Annotated in this window: 25 protein-coding genes; 10 read left to right on the top strand and 15 right to left on the bottom strand. The window is 70.8% G+C overall.

Annotation, left to right across the window (positions count from 1 at the left end):
• Positions 1-23 precede the first annotated feature (23 nt).
• The 3 genes from ACFFQA_RS07340 (at position 24) to ACFFQA_RS07350 (ending at position 2,128) form a co-directional block, all read left to right on the top strand.
• Positions 24-1,004: a Rieske (2Fe-2S) protein gene (locus tag ACFFQA_RS07340; RefSeq protein ID WP_377850904.1), complete on the top strand. Its 981-nt coding sequence runs from the start codon at positions 24-26 to the stop codon at positions 1,002-1,004.
• Positions 1,005-1,032: 28 nt separating this feature from the next.
• Positions 1,033-1,644: a flavodoxin family protein gene (locus tag ACFFQA_RS07345; protein ID WP_377850905.1), complete on the top strand. Its 612-nt coding sequence runs from the start codon at positions 1,033-1,035 to the stop codon at positions 1,642-1,644.
• An 82-nt stretch (positions 1,645-1,726) separates the two neighbouring features.
• Positions 1,727-2,128, top strand: a complete 402-nt coding sequence (locus ACFFQA_RS07350; RefSeq protein ID WP_377850906.1) for a hypothetical protein — start codon at positions 1,727-1,729, stop codon at positions 2,126-2,128.
• On the opposite strand, the gene ACFFQA_RS07355 is transcribed toward ACFFQA_RS07350, so the two are convergent.
• From ACFFQA_RS07355 to ACFFQA_RS07370, 4 genes are read right to left on the bottom strand one after another with little or no spacing between them, the layout of a single operon-like run.
• On the bottom strand, positions 2,121-3,626 hold the full coding sequence (locus tag ACFFQA_RS07355; protein ID WP_377850907.1) for an FAD-dependent oxidoreductase: 1,506 nt from the start codon (positions 3,624-3,626) through the stop codon (positions 2,121-2,123). The two genes, ACFFQA_RS07350 and ACFFQA_RS07355, sit on opposite strands and share 8 nt — an antisense overlap.
• The gene (locus ACFFQA_RS07360; RefSeq protein ID WP_377850908.1) at positions 3,623-4,321 is read right to left on the bottom strand and encodes a class I SAM-dependent methyltransferase; all 699 of its coding nucleotides are present in this window, start codon (positions 4,319-4,321) and stop codon (positions 3,623-3,625) included. The genes ACFFQA_RS07355 and ACFFQA_RS07360 overlap by 4 nt, the downstream gene beginning before the upstream one ends.
• Positions 4,322-4,325: 4 nt before the next feature.
• Entirely contained in the window at positions 4,326-5,063 is a 738-nt protein-coding gene (locus ACFFQA_RS07365) for an SDR family oxidoreductase (protein ID WP_377850909.1), read from the bottom strand.
• 4 nt (positions 5,064-5,067) lie between these two features.
• Positions 5,068-6,006 carry a phytoene/squalene synthase family protein gene (locus tag ACFFQA_RS07370; RefSeq protein ID WP_377850910.1) on the bottom strand — a complete coding sequence of 313 codons (939 nt, stop codon included), beginning with the start codon at positions 6,004-6,006 and terminating at the stop codon, positions 5,068-5,070.
• Between the two features lie 88 nt (positions 6,007-6,094).
• Here ACFFQA_RS07370 and crtI point away from each other — a divergent pair, with 88 nt between their 5' ends.
• On the top strand, positions 6,095-7,567 hold the full coding sequence (gene crtI, locus ACFFQA_RS07375) for a phytoene desaturase family protein (RefSeq protein WP_377850911.1): 1,473 nt from the start codon (positions 6,095-6,097) through the stop codon (positions 7,565-7,567).
• Between the two features lie 17 nt (positions 7,568-7,584).
• Here the strand turns inward: crtI and ACFFQA_RS07380 are convergent, their stop codons facing one another.
• The 5 genes from ACFFQA_RS07380 to ACFFQA_RS07400 form a co-directional block, all read right to left on the bottom strand.
• Positions 7,585-8,382, bottom strand: a complete 798-nt coding sequence (locus ACFFQA_RS07380) for an SGNH/GDSL hydrolase family protein (protein WP_377850912.1) — start codon at positions 8,380-8,382, stop codon at positions 7,585-7,587.
• 294 nt (positions 8,383-8,676) lie between these two features.
• Entirely contained in the window at positions 8,677-9,648 is a 972-nt protein-coding gene (locus ACFFQA_RS07385; protein WP_377850913.1) for a helix-turn-helix transcriptional regulator, read from the bottom strand.
• A 16-nt stretch (positions 9,649-9,664) separates the two neighbouring features.
• Positions 9,665-11,206: a diguanylate cyclase domain-containing protein gene (locus ACFFQA_RS07390; RefSeq protein ID WP_377850914.1), complete on the bottom strand. Its 1,542-nt coding sequence runs from the start codon at positions 11,204-11,206 to the stop codon at positions 9,665-9,667.
• Between the two features lie 338 nt (positions 11,207-11,544).
• Positions 11,545-13,386, bottom strand: a complete 1,842-nt coding sequence (locus ACFFQA_RS07395; RefSeq protein ID WP_377850915.1) for a glycoside hydrolase family 2 protein — start codon at positions 13,384-13,386, stop codon at positions 11,545-11,547.
• 82 nt (positions 13,387-13,468) lie between these two features.
• The gene (locus ACFFQA_RS07400; protein WP_377850916.1) at positions 13,469-13,921 is read right to left on the bottom strand and encodes a nucleoside deaminase; all 453 of its coding nucleotides are present in this window, start codon (positions 13,919-13,921) and stop codon (positions 13,469-13,471) included.
• Between the two features lie 72 nt (positions 13,922-13,993).
• On the opposite strand from ACFFQA_RS07400, the gene ACFFQA_RS07405 reads away from it, so the two are divergent.
• Together ACFFQA_RS07405 and ACFFQA_RS07410 are read left to right on the top strand one after the other, a co-directional pair.
• Positions 13,994-14,545 carry a GNAT family N-acetyltransferase gene (locus ACFFQA_RS07405; RefSeq protein ID WP_377850917.1) on the top strand — a complete coding sequence of 184 codons (552 nt, stop codon included), beginning with the start codon at positions 13,994-13,996 and terminating at the stop codon, positions 14,543-14,545.
• A 91-nt stretch (positions 14,546-14,636) separates the two neighbouring features.
• Positions 14,637-15,590, top strand: coding sequence for an LLM class F420-dependent oxidoreductase (locus tag ACFFQA_RS07410; RefSeq protein ID WP_377850918.1), 954 nt, complete (start codon positions 14,637-14,639; stop codon positions 15,588-15,590).
• A 169-nt stretch (positions 15,591-15,759) separates the two neighbouring features.
• Here the strand turns inward: ACFFQA_RS07410 and ACFFQA_RS07415 are convergent, their stop codons facing one another.
• Entirely contained in the window at positions 15,760-16,194 is a 435-nt protein-coding gene (locus ACFFQA_RS07415; protein WP_377850919.1) for an uL11 family ribosomal protein, read from the bottom strand.
• 291 nt (positions 16,195-16,485) lie between these two features.
• Here ACFFQA_RS07415 and ACFFQA_RS07420 point away from each other — a divergent pair, with 291 nt between their 5' ends.
• The gene (locus ACFFQA_RS07420) at positions 16,486-17,034 is read left to right on the top strand and encodes a ClpP family protease (protein ID WP_377850920.1); all 549 of its coding nucleotides are present in this window, start codon (positions 16,486-16,488) and stop codon (positions 17,032-17,034) included.
• A gap of 18 nt (positions 17,035-17,052) precedes the next feature.
• On the opposite strand, the gene ACFFQA_RS07425 is transcribed toward ACFFQA_RS07420, so the two are convergent.
• Positions 17,053-18,180, bottom strand: coding sequence for an acyl-CoA dehydrogenase family protein (locus ACFFQA_RS07425; RefSeq protein WP_377850921.1), 1,128 nt, complete (start codon positions 18,178-18,180; stop codon positions 17,053-17,055).
• 115 nt (positions 18,181-18,295) lie between these two features.
• Here ACFFQA_RS07425 and ACFFQA_RS07430 point away from each other — a divergent pair, with 115 nt between their 5' ends.
• Positions 18,296-19,798 carry an ABC-F family ATP-binding cassette domain-containing protein gene (locus ACFFQA_RS07430; RefSeq protein ID WP_377850922.1) on the top strand — a complete coding sequence of 501 codons (1,503 nt, stop codon included), beginning with the start codon at positions 18,296-18,298 and terminating at the stop codon, positions 19,796-19,798.
• On the opposite strand, the gene ACFFQA_RS07435 is transcribed toward ACFFQA_RS07430, so the two are convergent.
• The gene (locus tag ACFFQA_RS07435) at positions 19,799-21,472 is read right to left on the bottom strand and encodes a chitinase (protein WP_377850923.1); all 1,674 of its coding nucleotides are present in this window, start codon (positions 21,470-21,472) and stop codon (positions 19,799-19,801) included. It abuts the gene before it with no gap.
• A 248-nt stretch (positions 21,473-21,720) separates the two neighbouring features.
• On the opposite strand from ACFFQA_RS07435, the gene ACFFQA_RS07440 reads away from it, so the two are divergent.
• Complete coding sequence (locus ACFFQA_RS07440; RefSeq protein ID WP_377850924.1) at positions 21,721-22,614, top strand: hypothetical protein; 894 nt, start codon at positions 21,721-21,723, stop codon at positions 22,612-22,614.
• 169 nt (positions 22,615-22,783) lie between these two features.
• Complete coding sequence (locus ACFFQA_RS07445; protein WP_377850925.1) at positions 22,784-24,571, top strand: beta-N-acetylhexosaminidase; 1,788 nt, start codon at positions 22,784-22,786, stop codon at positions 24,569-24,571.
• A gap of 363 nt (positions 24,572-24,934) precedes the next feature.
• Here ACFFQA_RS07445 and ACFFQA_RS07450 read toward each other — a convergent pair whose 3' ends face one another.
• The 3 genes from ACFFQA_RS07450 to ACFFQA_RS07460 all read right to left on the bottom strand — a co-directional run bounded on the left by ACFFQA_RS07450 (position 24,935) and on the right by ACFFQA_RS07460 (position 26,416).
• Complete coding sequence (locus tag ACFFQA_RS07450; protein ID WP_377850926.1) at positions 24,935-25,369, bottom strand: right-handed parallel beta-helix repeat-containing protein; 435 nt, start codon at positions 25,367-25,369, stop codon at positions 24,935-24,937.
• Positions 25,370-25,729: 360 nt separating this feature from the next.
• Entirely contained in the window at positions 25,730-25,951 is a 222-nt protein-coding gene (locus tag ACFFQA_RS07455; RefSeq protein WP_377850927.1) for a hypothetical protein, read from the bottom strand.
• A 123-nt stretch (positions 25,952-26,074) separates the two neighbouring features.
• A complete protein-coding gene (locus ACFFQA_RS07460; protein ID WP_377850928.1) occupies positions 26,075-26,416 on the bottom strand; it encodes a DUF6896 domain-containing protein in 342 nt (113 codons plus the stop codon).
• Positions 26,417-26,487: the final 71 nt, after the last annotated feature.

Below are 26,487 nucleotides of genomic sequence, written 5' to 3' on the forward strand. Positions count from 1 at the left end.
GATCGGGGCCTACTGTCGAAGGCATGACGTGGCCGAAGAACTGGCCCATCCGGCCGATCTCCCCGCCGCCGTGGGCACGGCAGGAACCCACCTGGCGCGGCGCGAGACCGGCGCTCATCGCCTCCGCGCTGGACAAGGCCCTTGCCAGACCCTCCGGCAACTGGTTCGTGTTCGCGGCCAGCTCCGAGGTCACCTCGGCGCGCCCGTTGGGCAGGCGGGTCGCGGGCCGGGAGCTCGTCGCGTGGCGGGACCAGGGCGGCGAATTGCGGATCGGCCCTGGTGCGTGCCCGCACCTCGGCGCGCCGTTGTGCGATGCCGCCGTGGACGGGGGTTCGCTGGTGTGCCGGTGGCACGGGTTGGCTTTGGGCGGGGACGCGCCCGTGCTCGGGTGGCGGTGTCATCCCGCGCATGACGACGGTGTGCTCGCGTGGGTGCGGCTGGACGAGGTCGGGGGCGAGGTCCCGCTGGAGCGGCCCGTGCTGCCCGAACGGCCTCCGCGTGACACCTCACTTGACGCCGTGGCAACCGTGCTTGGTCGGTGCGAGCCCGAGGACGTCGTGTTCAACCGGCTCGACCCGTGGCACGGGGCTTGGTTCCACCCGTACTCCTTCGCCGAGCTTCGAGTGCTCGACGCCGGTGACGAGGAGTTCCTCGTCGAGGTGACCTTCCGCCTGGCCAAGCGGGTCGGGGTACCCGTGCTCGCACGGTTCACCTGCCCCGAGCCGCGCACCGTCGTCATGCACATCGTGGAGGGCGAAGGCGTTGGCAGCGTTGTGGAAACGCACGCCACTCCCCTGGGCGTCGGTGCCGACGGTGTTCCCAGGACCGCCGTGATCGAGGCGACCATCGCGCACTCCCCGCGCCCCGGCTTCTCGTACGCGCGGACCGTGGCGCCGGCGCTCAGGCCCGTGATGCGGTGGGCGGCGAAGCGGCTGTGGCGCGACGACATCGCATACGCCGAGCGGCGGTACGAACTGCGCAGCACCGGGCGGTGGCCCGGATAGTCCGCGTCGGTGTGGGTATCCGAGCCGCATGACTCTCCGTGCGCTGGTGCTCAACTGCACCTTGAAGAAGTCCCCCACCGAGTCCAACACCGAGCGGTTGGCGTCCGTCGTCACGACCGAGCTGGAGCGGCTGGACGTCTCGGTGGAGGAGATCCGGCTGGTCGACCTCGACATCCCGCCCGGGGTCGAGACCGACGTCGGCGCGGGTGATCCCTGGCCAGCGGTGCACGAGAAGCTGCTGAGCTCGGAGATCCTGGTGTTCGCGACGCCGACCTGGCTGGGGCGGCCGTCGTCGGTCGCGCAGCGGGCGCTGGAACGGATGGACGCGATGCTCGCCGAGACCGACGACGAGCGGCGGCCTGTCGCGTACAACCGGGTGGCGGGGGTGGTCGTGACCGGCAACGAGGACGGGGCGCACCACGTGATCAGCGAGATCAGCGGCGGGCTCGGTGACATCGGCTACACCGTTCCCGGGCAGGCGTGGACCTACTGGAACCGGGGTCCGGGACCCGGTCCGTCCTATTCGGACACCGATGAGGGCAAGGACTGGTCGCACAGCACCGGACGGGCGATGGCGGGCAATCTGGTGGCCGTGGCGCGCGCCCTGCGTGACCAGCCAATTCCACCACCGAGAAGTTGATCACCTGATCGTGTGAGGTTCCTGGGCGCGCGGACAGGGTAGAACCGGTGCCGCAACCACTCACGCCCTCCCTGGAGTCCCCATGCGCGCACTGGTGCTCGACTGCACGCTCGACAGCCGCTCCGAGCCCACCATCTGTTCGGATCTGCGGTCCTGGGGAGTGCGCGTCGACTGGGTGCCCGCAACGGAGGTGCCCGCGTCGGTGACCGACTACGCCGTCGTGGTGATCGTCACTCCGGGCTGGCTGGGGCATCCGTCCAGGCTGGCGCAGTGGGTGCTCAACCGATTGCCCGGCGGGAGTCCGACCACAGTGGCCGGTGTCGCCTCGCTCAACGAGCTCGCCGACGGCCGGTGGACGCGGACCACGCTGTCCTCGCACCTGTGGAACCGCGGCTACACGGTCCCGGTCCGCCCCACCGCCACGCACTTCGTCCGGACCGCGATCCAGGCGCGGCGCAACCGGACGTTGACCACCGCTAGCTGAACCGGTCGGCGAGCCCGCGCAACGGCGCCCATCTCCCCGAGGTCGGAACCGTCCACAGTGGATGTCCTTGCACGCCGAAGAGCCTCAGCAGCAGGTTCGCCGCGTGCATCCCGGTCGTCGCCGCGCGCTCCATCAGCGCCACCGGTAGGTCGATGCGGACGAGGTCCCCTGCCAGCACGAGACCTTCCTGCGGGGTCCGCACCGTCGGGCGGTGCGCGAACCCGCCGGGCGGGAACAGCGGACAGTCCTCACGCAGCTCGTGGCGTTCGTCGACGATTCGCGCCGACGCGGTTTCCGGGTAGACGCGGTACAGCTCCGCGATGAGCCGTGCGCGTGCACTGTCCACATCGGTCAGTGCGTAGCCGTGCGTCTCCACCACGGAACCGCCCGTGCGGGCCGCCCAGTCCCGTGACTCGCGCTCGTAGCGGTTGAGCACGCTCACGTTGTCGAGCGGCCCGTATCCGCTGGTGCCGAGGAAACCCGGGCGGCCGGCGCGAACGGGCCGGTCCAGCCACAACCGCGAGACGAGAAACGGCGGCGCCGTGCGCAGGCCCGCGATCCGGGCCCGCCACGGTTCGTCGCCGAGCGCCGGAGACGCCGAGACGAGCGAGCGCAGCCCCGTGACGTCGGCAGCGAGGACGACGCCGTCAACCTCCAGATCGTCCACGACGAATCGGCGCGCACCTCCGGGACGGATCGTGCGCACCGTGGCGCCCAGGTGGATCTCCGCACCGCGCGCCGCGAGGTAGGCGCCGAGGGGGTCCCACAACGCGGCGGGGAAGGAGTCGGCCGCGACGTCGAAGACCAGCCCCTCGCTGGAGCCGAGGAAGTAGAGGTGGAACATCGTCGCCAGCTCGGCGGCGGAGAGGTCGCTCGGCGCGGCGAAGAAGCTGCGGGAGAACACCTCGAACGCCAGGTGCCTCGCGGCGCGCGGGAAACGCAGTCGTTCCAGGAACTCCTCGGCGTTGACGTGGTCGAGCTTGTCGTAGGTGCCCGGCACCTGGACGTCCACCAGTGGCAATGCGGCACGGGCGTTGAGCCGGGTGAGGTCCCGCAACGTGAAGGTGGGGCTGTTGAGGGCGAACGCGACCGCGTTGAACGGCGGGGTTCTCGGGAGGTTCTGGAAGGTGTCGCGGTAGCCGTCGCTGTGCACGAGCGGGTAGTCCCGCATCGGGGTGAGCGCCGCGAGCATCGGGTCCGTGCGCCGGAGCAGCGCGCGGAGGTTGTAGTACTGGCGGAAGAACGCGTGGAATCCCCGGTTCATCGTCGCCGATGAGCCGTCCGCCAGGCGGATCGGCCAGCCGCCGACGCGCCCGCCGAGGTACGACTCGCGCTCCAGCAGCACCACGCGCACGCCGCGTTCGACCAGCGCGGTCGCGGCGGACAGTCCGGCGATCCCGCCGCCCACCACGGCCACGACGCGATCCTCGGCGGACGGGCGACCGGGTGCGGCGCGGTGCAGGACGGCGCGACGGTCGCGGCCGGGCAACGGGCTCACCGCTGCGGCCCGCGCGCGAAGAAGGTGTGTGCGACACCGCGTTGCCAGCCCGACATCCGTCCTGTTCGGACGGTGTTGAACCCGTTGTTCCACAAGCGTTTCTCGAAGGCTGCCACGCCGTCGAAGTCCAACACGCTGCGCCAGAGGTAGCGGTAGAGGGAGGCGTCCCCGGACGCGAGGCGGCCAGCCGGGATGATCACCGTCCAACACACCGCGGTCCACACGGCCTTGGCGACGGCCGAGTCGGCAACGGAGTACTCGTGCGCGACGAACGGGGCCCCTGGACGCAGGAGGTCGCGAACCGCGCGCAGCACCGCGTCGGGGTCGGACAGGTTGCGCACCAGGTAGGCGGCGAAGATTCCGTCGAACGGGCCGCGCACTCCCGAGTCGGCGAGGTCCTCGGCTCGCGAGTGGACGAAGCTGACGGTCGACGGCCAGCTCTTCTCCCTGGCGCGAGCCAACATTCCCGATGACCCGTCAACCGCCACGATCTCCGCTTCCGGGGCCGCGTGCAGCAGCGCGGCGGTCGAGGCTCCGGTCCCGCATCCGAGGTCGAGCAGCCGCAGTCCCTTGCCACGGCCGGGGATTCCCATGCGCCGCGCCGACAGCCTGAGCTGCGCGTGGTAGCCGGGGTTCGCGCCGACCAGGCGGTCGTAGTCCGCCGCGGCCTTGTCAAAGCCATCCGTGACACGCATCGTTTCAGAGACCGCCCGAGATTCGAATGGTGGTTCCGGTCGTGTAGGAGGCGTCCGGCGAGAGCAGCCAGGACACCGCGCCCGCGATCTCCTCCGGCTGCCCGGCACGGCCGAGCGGGATGCGGCTCGCGACGCGGTTCGGGCGGTCCGGATCGCCCATGTCGGCGTGGATCCCGGTGTGCACCGTGCCGGGCGCGACGCCGTTGACGCGGATGCCCTCGGCCGCGAGTTCCTTGGCCAGTCCCACGGTCATCGCGTCCGTCGCGGCCTTGCTCGCGGCGTAGTGGACGTACTCGCCGGGGCTGCCGAGTGTCGCCGCTGCCGAGGAGATGTTGACGATCGCGCCACCACGCCCGGCCATGTCCCGCGCGGCCCTTCGGGCGCAGAGCAGGTACCCGAGCACGTTGACGTCGAGCACCCGCCGCAGGTCTTCGGTGCTGGTGTCCGCGAGCGTTCCGAGCTTCCCCGTCACTCCGGCGTTGTTCACCAGCCCGGTGACCGGCCCCAGCTCGGTCGCGGCGGCGTCGAAGAGCCGCTCGACGTCGGCCTCGGCGGAGGTGTCCATCGCGATCGTCAGCGCGCGGCCGCCGAGCGCGAAGACCTTCTCCGCCACCGAGGCCGCCGCCCCGTCGTCGGCGCGGTAGCCGATCACCACGTCGTGGCCGTCGGTGGCCAGCCGGGCGCACACCGCCGCGCCGATACCCCGGCCGCCGCCGGTGACGATGGTGACGGGACGGCTCATCCGACTACCTCCAGGCACTGCGCGCGATCAGGGCCGCACCGAGCGCCGGTACGGCGACGGCGAGCCTACGGGCCTTGGGCACAACAGCGCGACGGGCGAACACGTCGTAGTCCGCTGCCACGATCTCGTCGAGAATGCCGCTGTAGAGCCGAAAAGCCGTGCGCACGCAGGGGCGGGACTCCGGAGCGAGCATGGCGATCCCCGGCTTCGCCGCGCGGTAGTCGGCGAAGTTCAGCGCGACGAGGTGGGCCAGCGCGGCGCGGACGGCCCGGTCCGCCGATCCGCGCGACCGGCACCACACGAGCCGGTCGCGGTCGACGCCGAAAGCTGCCAGCTCCGCGAGGGGAAGGTAGATCCGGCCACGGTCGAGGTCCTCGTCCACGTCGCGCAGGAAGTTGGTGATCTGGAACGCCAGGCCCAGCCGCGCCGCGTGCGGCGCCGCCTCGGAGCGGGCGGTGACCGTGCCCAGCACCGGGAGCACCTGGAGGCCGATCACTTCCGCCGAGCCGTGCACGTAGTGGTCGAGGTCGGCGAAGGTGGCGTACTCGGTGACCGTGAGGTCCATCCGCATCGAGGCCATGAAGTCGGTGAACAGCCCGTGCTCCAGGTCGAACCGGCCGACGGTGTCGACGAGGGCGGCCAGCACCGGGTGGTCGCTGGAGCCCTCCTCCAGCGCGCGGGTCAGGGCCGCCGACAGCGAGTCCAGCACGGCCGCACTGTCCTGAGTGGACGGGTTGACCGTGTTCGGGTTGTCAACGACCTCGTCCGCCCAGCGGGCGAACCCGTACAGCGCGTGCACCGCGGGCCGCCGGTGCGGGGCGAGCAGCCTGGTCGCGAGGAAGTACGTGCGGCCGTAGCGGGCGTTGAGCGCGCGGCAGCGCAGGTACGCCCTCCGGAGCCGGGGGTCGGTGATCCCGGCCGCGTCGAGCTCGCGGCTGCCCATGCTCGTCCTCCTCTGCTCGCGCGTCACGCTATCGGCCGCCGACCTACGATGCCGGTTGAGCCTGAGGTATCCCAGGAGGAGACGACCCATGCGCACAGTTCCCGGACGGACGGACCACGTCGTGGTGGTCGGCGCGGGGTTGGCGGGGCTGTCGGCCGCGTTGCACCTGCTCGGCGCGGGCCGCCGGGTCACCGTGCTGGAGCGCGACGGCACTCCGGGCGGCCGGGCCGGGCGGCTGGACCTGGGCGGCTACCGGCTCGACACCGGGCCCACCGTGCTGACCATGCCGGAGCTGCTGGACGAGGCGCTGTCGGCGGTCGGCTCGTCGCTGCGCGAGCACGTGGAGCTGGTGCCGCTGCACCCCGCGTACCGCGCCGAGTTCGCCGACGGTTCCGCCATCGACGTGCACACCGACGCGGAGGCGATGGAGGCCGAGGTCAGGCGCGTGGCGGGGCCGGTGGAGGCCGCGGGGTACGCGCGGCTGCGTGCGTGGCTGACGCGGCTCTACCGGGCCGAGATCGACCGGTTCATCGGCGCGAACTTCGACTCCCCGCTGGACCTGGCTGGGCCCGCGTTGGCGAAGCTGGCCGCGCTGGGCGGGTTCGGGCGTCTCGGTCCCGCGATCGGGCGGTTCGTGCGCGACGAGCGGCTGCGCCGGATCTTCTCCTTCCAGGCCCTGTACGCGGGGGTCGCCCCGGAGCGGGCGCTGGCCGCCTACGGGGTGATCGCCTACATGGACACGGTCGCCGGGGTGTGGTTCCCCAAGGGCGGGATGCGGGCGGTGCCGGACGCGCTGGCCGCCGCCGCGAGCGGCGCGGGCGCGAAGTTCCACTACGACACGACCGTGACGCGCCTGGAGCGCACCGGTGAACGGGTCACCGCGGTGCACACCGCCGACGGGGAGCGCATCGCCTGCGACGCGGTGGTGCTGACGCCGGAGCTGCACACCTCCTACCGGCTGCTCGGCCACACGTCGAGGCGGCCGGTGGCGTTGCGGTACTCACCGTCGGCGGTGGTGCTGCACGCGGGCTCGACGGGGAGCTGGCCGAGGCTGGCGCACCACACGATCTCCTTCGGCCGGGAGTGGGGCCGGACCTTCACGGAGATCATCGACGCGGGGGTGCCGATGTCCGACCCGTCGTTGCTGATCACCCGGCCGACCGCGTCGGATCCCGGACTCGCCCCGGACGGCAGGCAGCTGTACTTCGTGCTCGCGCCCTGCCCGAACCTCCGGGCCGGGCCGCTGGACTGGGCCAGGATCGGGCCGCGCTACCGGGACGAGCTGGTCGCCGTGCTGGAGGCGCGCGGGCTGACCGGGTTCGGCGCCGGCATCGAGGCCGAGCACCTGGTCACCCCGGCCGACTGGGCGGCGATGGGCCACGCGGCGGGCACCCCGTTCGCCGTGGCGCACACCTTCGCCCAGACCGGCCCGTTCCGGCCCGCCAACCTGGTCGGCGGCGTGGCCAACGCGGTGCTGGCCGGGTGCGGCACGACTCCGGGTGTCGGCGTGCCGCCGGTGGTGATCTCCGGCAGGCTCGCGGCCCAGCGGATCACCGGCTGACCGCTCAGGCCGGAGGGTCAGCCCAGCAAGGCGGTGAGCGCGGGCAGGTAGCCGTTGGCGTGACCGGCCTTGTTCGGGTGGTAGGAGTCGTCGGCGGGCAGGCCGGGCTCGTTGATCCACGGGCGGGGCGAGCACAGCTCGTGCCCGGCGAAGGCCGCGCGCCCGTCCAGGAACGAGAACCCGGCCGCGGCCGCGCGGGCGGAGATCACCGCGGCGAGGGAGTCGGTGATGGAGACGACCTCCGCTCGGCGGGGACGGGTGAGGACGTCGCACGCGTAGCTGCCCGGTTCGAAGATCCGCGGATAACCGACGACGACGACCTTCGCCGCGGGCGCGGCCTTCCTGATCGCCGAGTAGGTCGTGTCGAGCTTGCCGGACAACGACCTCGCGATCACGTTCTTGGCATTCGCCAGAATGCGGTCACACCCCGACTCGGAACCGATCGTGCATTCGCGCATCGCGGCCGGGGCACCGATGTCGTTGCCGCCGATGGAGACGGTGACCAGCGTGGTGGCGGGCGTGAGCGCGGCGATCTGCTTGCCGAGAACGTCGGCGGTGGTCGCGCCGGAACAGGCGACCGACGTGAAGCTCTCCGCCTCGGTGGCCGTGGCCAGGAGCGCGGGGTACGCCCTCGGGCCGCGCGCGCAGTCCCCGGAGCCACGGTCGTAGCGGCCGGTGCCCTGGCCGGAGGCGTACGAGTCGCCCATGGCCACGTAGTGCGACGTCACGGCACCCCCGGCCAGCGCGGGCGTGGCCGTGAGCAGGACCGGGACCAGCGACGCCACGACCAGTGCTGCCAAGCGGGACGAGCTCATGCGGAACCTCCAGGTAGAAGAGCTGTCCCCTGATCTACCAGCGACGCGGAATCCGGCGAAACACACAACCAGGTGATCATGACGGGTTATACCGTCACTCCGGAGCAGCGACCACGGTCGATTTTCGCATCGCGCATCGGAATTTTGCCTGGAAAAGCAAACTCACCCGGTCAACCGGAAACACCATGACCGGCAGAACACGCCCTCCCGAGTTTCCGAGGCACGAAGTCACGAATCGAAGAACACGGATTCCCGGCGACGTGCTCGCCACCCCGGTCACGCGGAGGCCGCCCCTCACCCGTAGATGCCGAGCATCTCGCGCGCGGTGGCCGCCAGCCGCTCGCGCAGCTCCGCCGGGGCCAGCACCTCCGCGTCCGCGCCCAGCTTCAGCACCTCCGTGTGGCCGATCTCCAGGGACTCGATGGGCAGGTCCGCGGTCACCCAGCCGTCCGCGTCCGGCTCCCCCGCCGTGGCGCGGACCACGCGCTTCTCGTGGAACCCGAGCACGTACGGCACCTTCGCCATCCCGGCGGGCGAGAGCCGGACGCGGGCGAGGATCCGGTACTGCTCGGCTTCGAACCGCTCGGCCCACTCACTCCAGAACCCGGCGAGGTCGAACTCCTCCGGCCGGTCGAAGGTCTCGCCGAGGTCGGTCACCTCCAGCACCCGGGACACGCGGTAGGTCAGGTCCCTCTCCCCCGAGCGGGCGACCAGGTACCAGACCCCGCCCTTGAGCACGACGCCCAGCGGCAACAGGGTGCGGGTGACCTCGGGCGGGTCGCCCCAGCGCCGGTAGCGGACGCGCACGACGCGAGTGCCCCACACCGCGTTGGCCAGCTCGGCGAGCCGCGGCACGCCCTCGGCCTCCCGGAACCAGACCCGCGCGTCCAGGTGGAACCGCTCGCGGATGCGTCCCGCCCGGCTCGCCAGCTCCGGCGGCAGCGCGGCCATCAGCTTCAGCTCCGCCGCGGTCAGCTCCGCCCCGAGGCCGAGATCCGTCGCCGGACCGGGCATCCCGGTGAACGCGAGCGCCTCGGCCTCCGCCCCGGTCAGCCCGGTCAGCCGCGTCCGGTAGCCGTCGAGCAGCTGGTAGCCCCCGGCGCGGCCCTGGTCGGCGTAGACGGGCACGCCCGCGGCGGACAGGGACTCGATGTCCCGGTAGACGGTGCGGGGCGAGACCTCCAGCGCCTTGGCCAGCTCCGAGGCGGACATCCGCCCACGGGTCTGCAACAACATCAGCAACGACAGCAGTCGACCGGCACGCACGGCACGAGTGTGGCACTCACGAGTGCTCGACGGAGAGCTCCCGCGGCCCCGGGTCGGAACCGTGCACCACCAGGGTGCCCTTGCCCTTGCGCTTGGCCGCGTACATCGCCGCGTCCGCCTGCCCGAGCAGGTCGTCCGGCGAGAGGGCGGGGTCCATCGCGCCGAAGCAGACCAGCCCGATGCTGGCGCGCACCATGCGGTTCTCGCCGCGGATGCCGTACGGCGCCTCCAGCACCGCGAGCACCCGCGCGCCGACCTGCTCCGGGGTGCCGTCGCCGGTGGTGATCAACACCGCGAACTCGTCGCCGCCGAGCCGGGCGACCACGTCCTCCGCCCGCACCGCGGCGCGCAGCCGCCCGGCGACCGCGCACAGCACCTCGTCGCCGACCGCGTGCCCGTAGCGGTCGTTGACCGCCTTGAAGTCGTCGACGTCGACGAACAACAGGATCAGCGGCCGCGAGGAGCGCAGCGCCCGCCCCAGGCAGTCCTGGAACAGCGCGCGGTTGGCCAGCCCGGTCAGCGAGTCGTGGAAGGCCTGGTACTGCAGCTGTCTCTGGCTCTGCCGGATCTCCTCCAGTAAAGCCACGTTGTCGGTCATCGTGATCAGCTGGCGGAGGATCACCATGGCGACGACGGCGAGCCCGACGTAGACCTCGGCCGGTCCGAGCCGGACCCCGGTCGCGGTGCCGACGCCGACGAACATCCCGGTGATCAGCAACGGCAGGTACGGCACGGCCAGGTGCAGGTAGTCGCCGGTGCGCAGCGGGTCGGGGCCGGGCTCGCGGCGCGGTGCGGTCGGCGCCCACGGGGCCAGCGCGTAGAACACCGGGCAGGCCATGAACCCGATGTCGGCCCAGACCGGGATGCGGTCCACGCCGTTGGCGACGAGGTAGGCGAAGATCCACCCCGATGTGCTCTGCGCGACGGAGGCCAGCCCGATCAGCAGCAGCGGCATCTGCCACGCGACCCGGTGCCGCCGCGCGAGCAGCAGCACGACCACGATCACCACCAGGTAGAGCGCGGGGTGCAGCACGGTGGTGAGCAGCCCCGCGACGTCGGAGGTCCAGATCCGCACCACCGACTCGCCCGCGGTGACCAGCGTGAGCACCACGACCGCGCCGAGCACGATCAGCCCGTCCAGCACCCGCAGCCACGGTCCGCGCGGGCGGGGAACGGTGTTCGGTCGCTGCCCGCGCGCCAGGGTGAGCAGGGCGAACAGCGCGAGCACCGGCGTCATCATGAAGCCGATCGGGGCGAGGGTGGATGCGGGCAGCCCGATGCCCATGAACACCAGGCCCCAGGTCCAGGTGACCAGGCCGATGGTGAGGCTGGCCATGGCCCCCGCCATCCACAGCCGCCACCTGCGGTCGCTGCCCTCGGCCCCGCGCGCGGTGACCAGGAACCCGACCAGCGCGGCGGCCGAGGCGAGGACCTGGCCGAACTTGTCCACCACCTGCGTCGTGTCGGGGTCGAGCACACCGAGGACGACCGCGAGCACCATGACGGTCAGCGCCGCGAGCACGGACGCCGCCACCACCGCGAACTTCTTCGGCGACATTGTTTCGTTACCATTCAGTGGAAAGCCGACCGGCCGACTGTAGTAATCACTAAATGCAGTGTCGACCACGGGGCCGGACTTTCGCCGCATTACCGCTATCACGTCATCTGATCGGTCTAGCGCCCGCCTTGACCTGCATGTTGCACACACAACAAGGTCGCGGGGAAAAGGATTGGATGCGCCGGAGAGTCGTGTCGCGCAAATCCGTACGAGTGGTGGCCGCACGAATGGAGCACAGTGCGGAACACGCGTCGTGGCACTGCGTGTGGCATCGCGGTTCGCGACCACCGCCGGCCCGGGGACCCGTGTCCCGCTGGGGTCCCCGGGCCGGCGGGTGGTCAGCCGCGCGCGGCCCGCTCCGCCTCGGCCCGGTGCGCCGAGACCTCCTCGGTCGGGATCGCCTTGGCGGGCCTGGTCAGCAGCTCCCGGATCAGCTCAGGGTCGACCTTCGGCTCCCGCGCCGCGGTGAGCAGCCCGTTGGTCTCCTGCTCGGTGTCGGTGAGCTGGGTGTAGCAGAACCCGGCGAGCTGGTCGCTGGCCAGCAGCGCGCCGACCAGGTCGCCCAGCCGCTCCAGCAGCGCCTCCGGTGAGTCCACTGTGGAGTAACCGAACCAGTTGTCCCCGGCGGAGGGCACGTAGCTCAGCCCGCCGAACTCGGTCAGCATCACCGGCTGCCCCTCGTTGAGCCGGTCGTCGAGCAGCACCCGCAGACCGCCGGGCCTGCCCTCGCCGAGCGCCCGCTTGATCGCCTCCGGGCTGGAGTAGCGCTCCCGCAGCGAGGCCCCGGAGGGCGCGTAGTCGTGCACGCCCCAGATGTCGCTGACCGTGTGCTCCCAGCCGTCGTTGGCGATCACCGGCCGGGTCGGGTCGATCGACTTGGTCAGGTGGTAGAGCGCGGTGGCGAAGTGCCGCTGGTCCGGCCGCTCGGCGATCTGCGGCACGCCCCAGCTCTCGTTGAGCGGCACCCACGCGACCACGCACGGGTGGCTGCGGTCGCGGCGCAGCACCTCCAGCCACTCGCGGGTCATCCGCTCCACCGTGGAGGTGGAGAACTGGTAGGCGTCGGCCATCTCGCCCCACACCAGCAGGCCCAGCCGGTCGCACCAGTACAGGAAGCGCGGGTCCTCGACCTTCTGGTGGATCCTGGCGCCGTTGAAGCCCAGCTCCTTGATCAGCTCGACCTCGCGGCGCAGCGCCTCGCCGTCCGGCGCGGCCAGGTGCGACTGCGGCCAGTACCCCTGTTCCAGCACCATCCGCAGGAAGTACGGGCGGCCGTTGAGCAGGAACCGCCCGTCCGCGGTGTCCACCGAGCGGTAGCCGAAGTAGCTGTGCACCTCGTCGACGACCACGCCGTCGGCGTCGAGCAGCGTGAGCTCGGCGTCGATGAGGTTCGGCGACTCCGGCGACCACATCAGCGCGTGCAGGTGCTGGCCGTGCCGCGCGGCGGGGATGGCGATGTCGCGCACGCTGACCGCGTCGAGCACCCGGTGGGTCTCCTCGGCCAGCAGCTGCGCGCCGGACCACAGCCGCACCCGCAGGTACAGCGGTGTGGCGGGCGGGCCGTCCACGGTCGCCTCCAGCCGCACCCGCGCCTGGGTGAGGTCGGGCGTCCACTGGATCTCCGAGAGGTGGCTGGCCGGGACCGGCTCCAGCCACACCGGCTGCCAGATCCCGGTCGTGCGGTGGTACCAGATCGCGTGCGGCTCGGGCAGCCAGTCCTGCTTGCCCCGGGTCTGCGTCGGGTCCTCGGCCTCGTCCTGCGCCCTGACCACGATCACCTGCTCGTCGGCGTCGGTGTCCAGCGCGTCGGTGATGTCGGCGGTGATCGGGGTGTGCCCGCCGACGTGCTCGGCGACCAGCATGCCGTTCACCCAGACCCGCACGTGGTAGTCCACCGCGCCCAGGTGCAGCAGCAGCCGCCCGCCGAGGTACTCGGCCAGCTCGGCGCGGGAGAAGGTCCTGCGGTACCAGACGATCGGGTGCGGCGACGGGTCGTGCACCCCGGAGCGCTCCGACTCCGGCGGGTAGGGCACCAGGATGTCCCGGTCGAATGCGGACTCGCTGTGCTGCCAGCCCTCGGTCAGGCCCTGGTCCGCGTCGTCGTATCCGAACCGCCACGGGCCACAGAGGTCGATCCAGTGCTCCCGGACCATCCTCGGGCGGGGGTGCAGCTCGTCCACGGGCAACAGCCTCCTAGATCGGCTCGTCGGCTCGGTGAAGGTGCCTTCCTACCCCACCGCGCCCTCCCCCGTGGCGAACGGGTCAGTCCTCGCCGATGTCCTCATGCCACAGCTCGGGGTTCGCGTGGATGAACTCCGTCATCAGCGCCGCGCAGCGCGGGTCGTCGAGCAGCACGACCTCCACCCCGTTCGCGGCGAGCCACTCGTGCTGGCCCTGGAAGGTCCGGCACTCCCCGACGACCAGCCGGGTGATCCCGAACTGCCGGACCAGCCCGCTGCAGTACCAGCACGGGGACAGCGTGGTCACCATGGTCGTGCCGCGGTAGCCGCGCTGCCTGCCCGCCGCGCGGAATGCGGAGGTCTCGGCGTGCGTCGAGGCGTCGTCGTCCTGCACGCGCCTGTTGCGGCCCCGGCCCAGCAGCTGCCCGTCGGGGCCGAAGAGCGCGGCGCCGATCGGTATCCCGCCCTCGGCGCCTCCGGCGCGGGCCTCCTCCAACGCGACGTCGAGCATGCGGTGTGCTTCGTGGCGGCTCATGGGGCCATGATCCTGGTCCCGGTTCGCGCAAACCAGGTGAACGGTCCCGGTGGTGCCACTAGCGTCCGGCACATGCTGCGGCCAACCTTGCCGATCGAGACCGATCGCCTGCTGCTCCGCCCGTTCACCCCCGACGACCTCGACGCGCTGCACGACATCCAGTCCCGGCCCGAGGTCGTGCGCTACCTGTACTTCGACGTGCGCACCGTGGACGAGGTGCGGACATCGCTGGAGGCCAGGCTGTCCCAGACGAGCCTGGAGCGGGAGAACGACGCCATGGTGCTGGCGGTGCAGCGCAAGGACACCGGCGAGCTGATCGGCGACGTGGTGCTGTTCTGGCGCAGCGAGGCCAACAAGCGCGGCGAGCTGGGCTTCGTCTTCCACCCCGACCACCAGGGCCAGGGCTTCGCCGCCGAGGCCGCGCGGGAGATGCTGCGGCTGGGGTTCGAGGAGCTGGGCCTGCACCGCATCGAAGGCCGGTGCGACCTCCGCAACACGCCGTCCTCCAGCCTGCTGGAGCGGCTGGGCATGCGCCGCGAAGGCGTCTTCCTGGAGAACGAGTACGTCAAGGGCGAGTGGTGCGACGAGCTCGTCCTCGCCATCCTGGCCCGCGAATTTCACTGACCCTTTCGGCCATTCGCGGGCTTATGGACGCTTTCTGAGCGCGAAACAGGTCCATAAGCCCGCGAATGGCGCTCACTGTGGAGGTGGCACTGTGGCACTGGGCATCACCGTCCCGTTGGGACAGTCACTGCACGAGCACGCCGACCTGCTGCGCGGGCTCCACGACGGCGGCTACACCGACTTCTGGAGCAGCGAGACCGCGGAGCTGGACGCGTTCACCCCGCTGGCCCACGCCGCGGCCCTGCTGCCGCACGCGCGGTTCGGCACGGCGATCGCGTCGGTGTTCACCAGGGGTCCCGCGCTGCTGGCGATGAGCGCGGCGGCGGTGGCCGAGGCGGCCCCGGGCCGGTTCACCCTGGGCATCGGAGCGTCCTCACCGGCGATCGCGCGGCGGTGGAACGCGGTGCCCTACGAGCGGCCGTTCAGCCGGGTGCGCGACACGCTCCGGTTCCTGCGGCCCGCGCTCGCCGGTGAGCGGGTCGAGCAGGAGTACGAGACGTTCCGGGTCGAGGGCTTCCGGCTGGAGCGGCCGGTGGCGCACGCGCTGCCGATCGTGGTGGGCGCGCTGCGGGAGCGGATGCTGGGCCTGGCCGGGACCGAGGGCGACGGCGCGGTGCTGAACTGGCTCTCCGCCGAGGACGTGCGGCGGGCGGCGGCGGTCGTGGGCCCCGGCAAGCAGCTGGTGACGCGGATCTTCGTGTGCGTCTCCGAGGACACGGCCCTGGTGCGCTCGGTGGCGAAGCGGTTGGTCACCGGCTACCTGACGGTGCCCGCCTACGCGGAGTTCCAGCGTTGGCTGGGTCGCGGCGAGGTCCTGGGGCCGGTGTGGACGGCGTGGGCGGCCGGCGACCGCAAGGCGGCGCTGGCGGCCGTTCCCGACCACGTGGTCGACGAGCTGGTCGTGCACGGCGGCCCGGAGGAGTGCGCCGAGCACGTGCGGCGCTACGTCGAGGCCGGGACCACCACGCCGGTGATCAAGTTCCTGCCGCTGGACCCGGCACGGGACCTGGCCAAGGACGTGCTGGCGCTGGCCGCGGCCTACTGAGCCCAGCCACCGGGCCCAGCCACCGGGCCCAGCCACCGGGCCCAGCCACCGGGCCCAGCCACCGGGCTCGGACACCGGGCTCGGACACCGGGCTCGGACACCGGGCTCGGACACGGAAAGGCCCCGGCCGGAGCCGGGGCCTTTCCGATCAGTCTGGTACTGCTGTCGCTCAGCCGGCGACGGAGACGCCCATGGAACGGGCACAACCGGCGACGATCTTCTCGGCGGCGGCGGTGCTGGTCGCGTTCAGGTCGGGCATCTTGCGCTCGGCGATCGCGCGGACCTGGTCGGCGGACAGGGTGCCGCCGGACTTGTGACCGGGCTGCTCGGAGCCCTTCTGCGCACCCAGCGCCTGACGGATCAGGAAGCTGGTCGGCGGCGTCTTGTAGCGCAGCGAGTGGGTGCGGTCCTCGTAGACCGTGACCACGACGGGGACGATCTCGCCACGGTGCGCGGCGGTGGCCTCGTCGTACTCCAGCTTGACGCCACGGGTGTTCACACCGGTCGGACCCAGCATCTTGCCGAGGTCGACCATAGCGGCGTTGCCGGCCTCGAGTTCGAGCGTCGCCTCGAACGTCACGCGCAGCTTCTTCTTGGGCGGCATTCCGCGAACCCCTTTTACTGTCTTCACTACTACTGGTGTCAACGTCAATGGGGGAGCCTAGTCCAGCCTGCCGTAGCGGCGGTCGGCACCCCGGGAACTGCCTCCACTCGTGCCGTCCGCACTGTTCCGCGTCCGTGCCGTCGAGCCAGCAGCCCGATCAGTCTAACACCGGCCGACGGCGCCCCCGAACCACCCCGCCTGTTCACCTGTCAGCGGAAACGGCCTGATCAACGCGCCCGCACCCCTACCGTGAAGATCACACAACGGCGTCAAGGCTTTCGAGGAGTGCCCATGAGCTCACTGTTCGCCGACGGGGTCGCGGAGCGGATGCTGGCCCACCGGATCGTCTTCCTCGGCGAGGAGATCGACGACGCGGTGGCCAACCGGGTCTGCGCCCAGCTGCTGCTGCTGGACGCGGAGGACCCGGAGACCGACATCGGCCTCTACCTCAACTCCCCCGGCGGCTCGGTCACCGCCGGGATGGCGATCTACGACACGATGCTGTCGATCACCCCGGACGTGGCGACCTACGGCTTCGGCCTGGTCGCCTCGATGGGCCAGTTCCTGCTCACCAGTGGTGCCCCCGGCAAGCGCGCGGTCCTGCCGCGAGCGCGGGTGCTGATGCACCAACCGCACGGCGGTATCGGCGGAACGGCCTCGGACATCCTGATCCGCGCGGAGGTCTACAAGGCACACCGCCGGGAGCTGGCGGAGCTGACCGCGCGGCAGACGGGCCAGTCGGTGGAGCGCATCCTGGCCGACAGCGACCGCGACCGCTGGTTCACCGCCCAGGAAGCGGTCGACTACGGCCTCGCCGACACCGTACTCGCCCGTCCCTGAGCCACGCGGGCGGGCTCGTCAGCGGAGGAGGTGGCGAGCGATGACGAGCTTCTGGATCTCGCTCGTCCCCTCGTAGATGCGGTAGAGGCGGGCGTCGCGGTACAGGCGCTCCGCCACCACTCCGCGCATGTAGCCGAGTCCGCCGTGCACCTGGACGCACCGGTCGGCCACGCGACCGGCCATCTCGCTGCAGAACAGCTTCGCGCAGGACGGGCCGAGCTTGCGGTCGGTGCCCGCGTCGTAGTCCGCTGCCGCGGCCAGGACCATCGCGCGGCCCGCGTACAGCTCCGCGCGGGACTCCGCGATCAGCGCTTGGACCAGCTGGAAGTCACCGATCACCCGTCCGCCCTGTTTGGCGGAGGAGGCGTGGGAGACCATCTCGTCCAGCGCGCGCGTCGCCAGGCCAACACAGGCCCCCGCGATGTGCAGGCGGCCCCTGGCCAGCGAGGACATCGCCGCGTGGAAGCCCCGGCCCTCCTCACCCCCGACCAGGGCGGTCAGCGGGACCCGGGCCTCGTCGAAGGAGACCTCGGCCGTCCACGCGCCCGCCTGGCCCATCTTCGCGTCGCGGGCTCCGACCGTGACGCCGCGTCCGCCCGCCTCCACCAGGAACGCCGAGATGCCCCTGTCGCGCGGGTCGGTGCGCGCGAAGACCACGAACACGTCCGCGATCGGCGCGTTGGTGATGAAGCGCTTCACGCCGGTGATCACGTACTCGGAGCCGTCGCGGACCGCGCGCGCCGTCATGCCGCTCGGGTCGGAGCCCGCCTCGGCCTCGGTCAGCGCGAAGGCCGCGATCGCCCGCCCCGACGCCAGCCTGGGCAACCAGTGCGCCTGTTGCTCCGCAGTGCCGTAGGAGACGATCACCTGGCCCGCGATGCCGTTGTTCGTGCCGACGAGCGAGCGCAGGGCGGGCACCGTGTAGCCGAGCTCCATGGCGAGCTGGACGTCCTCGGCCATGGTCAGCCCGAGCCCACCGTGAATCGCGGGCAGCGCGAAGCCGAACAGCCCCATGTGCGCGGCCGTGGCCCGGATGTCGGCGGGCAGCTCGTCGTCCCGCTCGATCTCCGCCTCGCGCGGCAGCACTGTCTTCCGAACGAGGTCGCGGACCGTGGCGAGCACCGCGGCGAAGTCGTCTGCTTCCACCGCGCCACGGTAATTCGGATGCGCGCCCCCACCCGGCAGTGACATGGTGTCGGCGTGACCTTCTGAGGCGTTCACCCCAACCCGCGTTCGCGACTTCTCTCATCCGGGTGGCCTCATGTCTCACATCACTCTTTCCAACCTGTCTTTCGCGTGGCCGGACGGCACTCCGGTCTTCGACGGCCTCAACGCCGTCATCGGTGACGGCCGCACCGGCCTGATCGCGCCCAACGGCTCCGGCAAGACCACGTTGCTGCGGCTGGTCACTGGCGAGCTCCTGCCCGGTTCCGGAACGCTCGGCGTTCCCGGCTCGGTCGGCTACCTCTCCCAGTCGCTACCGCTGCGCACATCCGGCACCGTCGCAGAGCTCCTCGGCATCGACGAGGCCGTGCGCGCGCTCCGCGCGATCGAGCAGGGCGACGCCAGTCCCGAGCACTTCACCGCCGTCGGTTCCGACTGGGACGTCGAGGAGCGGGCGCGGGTGGTGCTCGCGCGGCTCGGGTTGGCGGAGCTGGAGCTGGACCGCGAGCTGACCGGGCTCTCCGGCGGCGAGATCGTCACGCTCGGCCTGGCAGGGCAGGTGCTCACCGCACCGGAGGCGCTGCTGCTGGACGAGCCGACGAACAACCTCGACCGGGACGCAAGGCGGCGGCTCTACGAGGTGGTCGAAGGCTGGACCGGCTGTCTGGTCGTGGCCAGTCACGACCGCGAGCTGCTCGACCTCATGGACAACATCGCGGAGCTGTCCGCGACGGGAATCCGTTGGTACGGAGGCAACTTCACCGACTACACCGAAGCGGTCGAGCACCAGCAGGAGGTGGCGATGCAGGCGGCGCGGACCGCCGAGCTCGACATGAAGCGGCAGAAGCGCGAGCTCCAGACCGCCAAGGAGCGCAGCGAACGGCGCAACAACAACGCCCGCCGCAACGAGGGCAACGCGGTCTTCCCGCGCGGCGTCGCCGGAAACCGCAAGCGCTTCGCCGAGGTCGCCGCGGCGAAGTCGACCGGCATGCACCAGCAGCGGTTGGCGGACGCGGCGGAGCGCTTCGCGGTCGCCGCCACCGCGGTCCGGGAGGAGGAGCTGATCGCGATCGAGCTGCCGGACACCGAGGTGCCCGAGGGCCGAATCGTGTTGGAGTACCAGGATCTGGTCGTTCGCGGACCGGAACGGATCGCGCTGTGCGGCCCGAACGGTTCCGGCAAGACCACATTGCTGCGGGCCATCGCCGCGCACAGCACCGCGCGCTACCTGCCGCAGCGGCTGGATCTCTTGGATCCCGACGCGAGCGTGCTGGAGAACCTCAGCGCCTTCGCGCCGGACCTGTCGCCGAACGAGCGACGGCATCGGCTGGCGCAGTTCCTGTTCAAGGGCGACCGCATCCACCTCGCGGCGGGGACGTTGTCCGGCGGGGAGCTGCTGCGGGCGAGCATCGCGTGCCTGCTGTGCGCGACGCCCGCCCCGCAGCTGTTCCTGCTGGACGAGCCGACGAACAACCTCGACCTGGTGAGCACCCGGCAGCTGGTGCGCGCACTGACCGTCTACAGAGGAGCGTTCATCGTGGTCAGCCACGATGAACGCTTCCTCGCCGAGATCGGTGTCACCAGGCGGATCGAGCTGTGATCAGCCCAGTCCACCCAGGTGCGGGCGGACGGTGTTGGAGAACCTGTCTCCGCTGGACTTGTCCCAGTTGATCGACCAGGTCATGGCCCCGCGCAGGTCCGGGTAGGTCTTCGACGGCTTGAAGCTGCCACAGTTCGTGCCCTTCGCCAGGCAGCTCAGTGCGTTGTTGACCACGCCCGGGTCGACGTAGCCACTGCCAGCGCCGGAGGGCGATGCCGGCACGCCGAGCGCGACCTGGTCGGCGCGCAGGGTCTCCAGCAGGATGCACGCCTGGGCGGTGATGAAGTCGACGCCGCCCTGCGAGTAGACCTTGCCGTCGCAGCCGTTCATCGAGCCGGAGTTGTAGTACTGGGTGTGCACGACGGTGGTGATGTCCTTGATCTTCGAGAGCAGCTGGAGGTAGCGGCCGCCCGGCTGAGTGTCGATGGTCTGCGGCGCCATGGTCAGCACGAAGCCGGAGCCGAAGCGCTGCTGGAGCTGGCGCGATGCGGCGGCGACGTTGTCGACGTGCATGCCGTGTTCGAGGTCGATGTCCAGGCCGTCAACGCCGAACTTCTTGATCAGCGCGTCCATGGACTCGACGAAGTTCGCCACGTTCGCCGCGCTGCTGAGGTCGACGTTGCCCTTCTCGCCGCCGACGGAGAAGACGAACTTCTTGCCCTGCGCCTTCTTGGCGGCGATGTCGGCGATCATGTCGGCGTCGGAGTAGCCACCGAGCGCCGAGGACAGCCCGGAGTCGACCTTGAACGTCACCCCGCCCGGCTTCGTGGTGTCCGCGTCGGCGAAGGCGATCGCGATGATGTCGTAGTGGTTGTTGACGTCGCGGATGCGCAGCGGTGCCGCGCCGTTGACGAAGTTCTGCCAGTACCCGGTCAACAAGTGCTTGGGCAGGGCGGGGTTCGGGTTGCCGCCCTCGCGCCCGGTGGTCGCGGAGATCGTCGCCGACCGCGCCGACTCCCCGGCTCCGTTGTACGCCGCGACCGCGTAGGTGTGCGTGGTGGACGGCTGGAGCCCGGTGTCGGTGTAGCTGGTCCCGGTGGCGTTGCCGACCTTCGCCCCGTCGCGGTACACGCTGTAGCCGTCCGCGCCCGGAACAGCGCTCCAGGCAAGGGAGATCGAGCTGGACGAGGAGGCGGTCGCGGACAGTCCACTCGGGACGGCGGGAAGCTCCTGGCCGCCGCCGTTGCCGGGGGCGCCGTCGAGCACCACGTCGTCGACCTGGTAGGCGGGCTGGCCGTACCAGCCGTGGGTGAACACGCCGACGCTCGTGGTGGTCGCGCCGGTGGTGAAGCTGAGCGAGAGCTGCGTCCAGTCCGAGCCGCCCGGCGCCCAAGTGCTCGTCTCGGTCATCCCGGCTCCGCCCGCGCCGAGGTAGACGAAGCTTCCCTTGACCCACGCGGAGAGCTTGTAGGTGGAGTTCGGCTGGACGCGGACGGTCTGGGTGCAGCGGGCCTGGTCCTGTCCGGCCGGGGTCGCGGAGAGCGCGTAGCTCCCCGTGCGGGCCGGGGAGATCGCCGTCCCGGCGGAGCCGGTGCAGGACCAGCCCGCCAGGTTTCCGGTCTCGAAGCCGGGGTTGGTCAGCAGGTTGGCCGCGGCGTGCGCGGGCAGTGTGGACAACGTCGCCGAGACGACGAGCGCGGCCAAGGCCGCGGTGCGCAGGCGTGCGCGGGTCATGCCCCACCTCCAGTTCGGCCGTCCGGGCGCGTGCAGGGGCCCGGGCGGTTCTGGGACGGCGGCGTCGCAGACGAAACTGGACTAGACCATTGCGGCTGTCAAGAGTGTGAACACGATTGGTCCAGACCTTGACACCCCGACCGTCCTCCGCGGTGAGCGTTTTCCCCGTTCGACACCCTCGGCGACGGTAACGCCGCTATCATCCCCAGCTCGACGAAGACGGGTCGACGAACGTGGGGGCAGAGGACATGGCACACCCAGGGCCGCCGTGGCAACCGTCCGGGCCGTACCAAGCACCATGGCAGGGGCACCAGGGGCCGCCGGTCCAGCGGGTCAACCCGGGCGTGCTCGCCGGAGTCAGCGCGTGGCGCCTGCTCATCGCCGTCTTCGCCCTCTACGGGTTCAGCGACGCGACCGGCTGGACGCGGAACTTCGAGGGGCTGAGCCAACAGGCCAGCCTGTTCACCGGCATCGTCTACATCGGACTGCTGCTCTACCCCCTGTTCACGAGGGGCCAACGGCACGAACCGGAGTCGCCGTGGCTGCGCGGTGCGACGACCGTGCTCCTGCTGCTCGTGATGGGGACTTTCTTCGGCGTCATGGGCGGCAGCCTGAAGTCGCAGCCCTTCGAGCACCTGTGGACGCCGTTGGTCGTGCTCATCGACTGGATCTTCGTCGGCCGCAACCAGGCGAGGACCAAGTGGTGGCACCCGCTGACGTGGATCGCCTTCCCGCTGGCCTACCTCGTGTACTTCCTCTCCGCCGAGGTCTACCGCAGCCTCTACCGCTTCCTCAACCCGACGAAGAGCGGGTTCGCGGTCACCGTGCTGGTGTTCCTCGTCGCGGTCATCGCCGTCGGGTACGCGCTGTACGGGATCGCCAAGCTCAAGACGGTCATCGCGGGGCAGAACCACACCGTGCCGCCGCAGGGCTACGGGCCCCCTGCGCCGCAGCAGAACTACGGACCACCCGCCTCCCCGCCATTCGGCTTCGGACCGCCCGGAAACGTCCCGGTACCCGGCGCCCCGCCGCACGGCTACGGAGGCCCCAGCGGCCCGATGCCCGTTCCCCCGCCGCCTGTCGCGCAGCCGCCCAACTACGGCCCGCCCGGGGCACCGCCGCCGAACATCCCGGGGCCCTGACGCCCTTTCCGCCGTCGCTGGTCTAGACCTTGACACCGGTCACAACCCCGGATATCCATGGATCGGACCTGCCCCTCAAGCCTGGGCCCGGTCCCAGCTGGGGCGCCGCCGCCGCGTTCGTCCACCGCCCCGGTGCAGTGTGTGCCTGACTCCACCGGGAAGGAAAACCGTGAGATCACCACGCATCGGCGCACGGCTGGGCGGCGCTCTCGCCGCGGTCGTGCTCGCCGGCGCCGGGCTCGCCGCGAGCGGCCCCACCGCACGCGCACACGCGCCCGCCTCCTCCTTCGCCGACGTCGTCCCGGCTCCGGTCAAGGCGACTCCGAACGCCGCGGTGACGTTCGCCGTCACCTCCGGCACGAAGATCTACACCCAGCCGGGCTCGGCCGAGGCCGCGGGCGTCGGCAGCTACCTCGGCGAGCTGCTGCGCCGCCCCACCGGCTTCCCGCTGCCGGTGTCTCCCTCGGCCGGGACGCCCGCCGGCGGCATCTCGCTGCTGCTGACCGGGGCCGACCCGGCCGTCGGCGAGCAGGGCTACCAGCTGGAGACGACCGCCGACAAGGTGGTCATCCGCGCCACCAAGGCGGCGGGCCTGTTCGCGGGCGTGCAGACGCTGCGCCAGCTGCTGCCCGCCGCGGTGGAGAGCACCACTGTGAAGCCAGGCCCGTGGACGGTGCCCGGAGGCTCGGTGCTGGACCACCCGCGCTTCGGCTACCGCGGCGCGCACCTGGACGTCGCACGGCACTTCTTCCCGGTGCAGACGGTCAAGCGCTACATCGACGAGCTCGCCGCCTACAAGATCAACAACCTGCACCTGCACCTGACCGACGACCAGGGCTGGCGCATCGAGATCAAGAGCTGGCCGAAGCTCGCCACGTACGGCGGCAGCACCCAGGTCGGCGGCGGCCCCGGCGGCTACTACACCCAGGAGCAGTACAAGGAGATCATCGCCCACGCCGCCTCCCGGCACATGACGGTGATCCCGGAGTTCGACATGCCGGGCCACACCAACTCGGCGCTGGCCTCCTACGCGGAGCTGAACTGCAACGGCGTCGCCCCGCCGCTGCGCACGGACATCGAGGTGGGCTACAGCTCCCTGTGCATCAACAAGGACATCACCTACAAGTTCGTCGACGACGTCGTCCGGGAGATCTCCGCGCTCACGCCGGGCAAGTACTTCCACCTCGGCGGCGACGAGGCGCACGCGACCTCCGAGGCCGACTACAACACGTTCATGACCAAGGTCGTGCCGATCGTGACGAAGTACGGCAAGACCGCGATCGGCTGGCACGAGGCGGCCAAGACCAAGCCGGACCTGCCGACCTCGACCGTGCTCCAGTTCTGGGACACCAAGAGCAGCAACCCGGCGGTGGCCGCGGCGGCGGCGCGCGGCAACAAGGTGCTGATGTCCCCTGCCAACAAGGCGTACCTGGACATGAAGTACAACGCCAACACGCCGCTCGGCCTGAGCTGGGCGGGCTACATCGAGGTCCAGGACGCCTACAACTGGAACCCGGCGACCTACGCCCAGGGTGTCGGTGAGTCCTCGGTGTTCGGCGTCGAGGCTCCACTGTGGTCGGAGACGCTGAAGACGTTGTCGGACATCGAGTTCATGGCGTTCCCACGGCTGCCCGCGATCGCGGAGCTCGGCTGGTCCCCGGCGTCGGCGCAGAACTGGGACGCGTTCAAGCAGCGCCTCGGCGCACAGGGCCCGAGGTGGGCGGCGGCCGGGATCAACTACTACAAGTCCCCACAGGTGCCGTGGCGCACCGGGACCACGGACCCCGAGCCGGGCGCGTGCGACAACCCGGCCTGGGACCGCGTCAAGGTCTACACCGGCGGAACGGCCGTCTCCCACGGCGACCGCGAGTGGCGCGCGAAGTGGTGGACGCAGGGCGACGAGCCCGGCACCACCGGCCAGTGGGGCGTGTGGCAGGACCTGGGCGCCTGCAAGTAAGTCCACTGTGGACGGGGCCCGGCACACCACGTGCCGGGCCCCGTTTCGTCACCCGGCGGCACCGCTCTCGCCCTGCCCGCCTGAGCCGTGTCCCACAAGTCCCCCAGGGACGACCTACACCCCGATGCGGTCATCCCACCGCCACTCACAGGGCGCATCCCACGGGGCAACGGCACCGGGTCGACCGCCGCCTGGGCCACTCACGGACACATCCCGCGGGTAGTGGCACCACCCCATCCACCCGGCGTCCACCACGCCAACCCCCCTCGTTCGCGTTTTGTAGCCTTAATGCGAAAAGAGAGCGCTCTCTCGCGCAACAAGGTGACAAAACGCGCACATCGCGTCGGCCCACCGACTCGCCCCCTAGCCGCACCGCTGCGGCGCATGACCGGCCCGGATCGTCACATCCCCGTTGTAGTCGAAGGAACACGGCGTCACGGTGTTTCGGGAGACCACGGCATCGCTGACGGGCTCGACGGCCCCGATCGCGATGCCGGGCCGCGTCCGGCTACCGCTGACCTTGTTGCCAGTGATCTCGATGGCCTTGTTGAGGTTGTAGGACCTCACGTAGATCCCACTCTCACAGTCCTCCACCGTGTTGCCGACAATGCGCACGTCCTGCGCGTTGAACGTGCCGATGCCGTCCCACCGCACGTTGCGCACGGTGTTGCCCTCCATGAGCACCTTGCTGTGCGTCACCCCGGCATTCGCGCTGCGCGACCCGGTGAACTGACCGAACCCGAGCTGCGAGCCCGACTTGTCGCAGGTGTTGTCGTGCCATCCGCCTTGCCTGCCCACGTGGTGGCCCCGGTGGCCAGGTCGAGCTGCAACGCCTCGCCGTGCCACAGCCCTTGTTTCGGGTCCTTGATCCACCCCAGCAGCGAGCAGGTGCGCACAGTGCCGTTCTGGATCGCGTTCAGCCCGATGACTTGGTGTGGATCAACGTGATCGCGTTCATCGCGGGAGCCTGCTCGCCGACCCCGCGCTGGAAGAAGTCCCACGTGGGATCCTACGACCCACCGGTGATCGCGATGTTCCCGCCGGTGGTGGCGGAAACGCGTTGAGCACCATGGTCTTCTTGACACCCCTCGCCGGAAACCGCGCCACGATGCGGATTCCGGTGACATCGAGATGCGTGTTGCCGTGGATGATCAACGGCTAGGTGAGCAGATAGGTCCCCTTGCCGGGCTTAGCGCTGAACCGCCCGGCGGAGTCCTTGGCCCCCTTGCCGTCCCGAGCATTGTTCAGCGCGGCCTGGATCACCTTGCCGCTGATGTACTTCGGCAGCGCATAGGCCCCTGACGCCCCGACCGTCAGCGCGGCCCCACCGACCGCGAGCGCACCCAGAAACGTCCCCCGTCCACAGTCGTTGTGACCCACTGTGGTTCCTCCCGTGCAGGTCGTTGCGGCACGCGACGTGCCCACGCCCCAACTGCACTCCTTTTCGGCTGAGCGTCAAAGGTTTCGCTCCCGAACCGACGAGACAAGGCTCAGACGAGACGATCATTCCCCGACAAGCGCGTACCACCCGGGCCTGGCTTCGACGAGGACCTTGACCCACACGAGCTGCTGCATCGCCTGGTCGATCTCGTCCTTACCCACGTCGCAGGCCCTGCTGACACTCTCGCAGTACCACGCAACGCGCCAGGCATCGAAAACGATCGCTCCATCTACCTCGAAATCGAAGTCCACCTCCTCGCCTGCGGAGGTGAGACAGAGAACCCCGATGCCGTGCCCCCGGTACCGAACACCTGACTGTCCCTCGAACCACTCGCGAACCCGCTTCTCCGTCCTGAGGAAGGCGAGGAGGTCACCGGGCGCCCGATGCCAGAAAAGTCCGAGCACAGCGATGGAAGCACGGTCCGCAACGCCCCCACATAGCCCTCGACACACCCGACCACGTTCACTGCCACCTC

The sequence above is a fragment of the Allokutzneria oryzae genome (assembly GCF_042429765.1).
In the GTDB taxonomy this organism is placed as follows: Bacteria; Actinomycetota; Actinomycetes; order Mycobacteriales; family Pseudonocardiaceae; genus Allokutzneria; species Allokutzneria oryzae.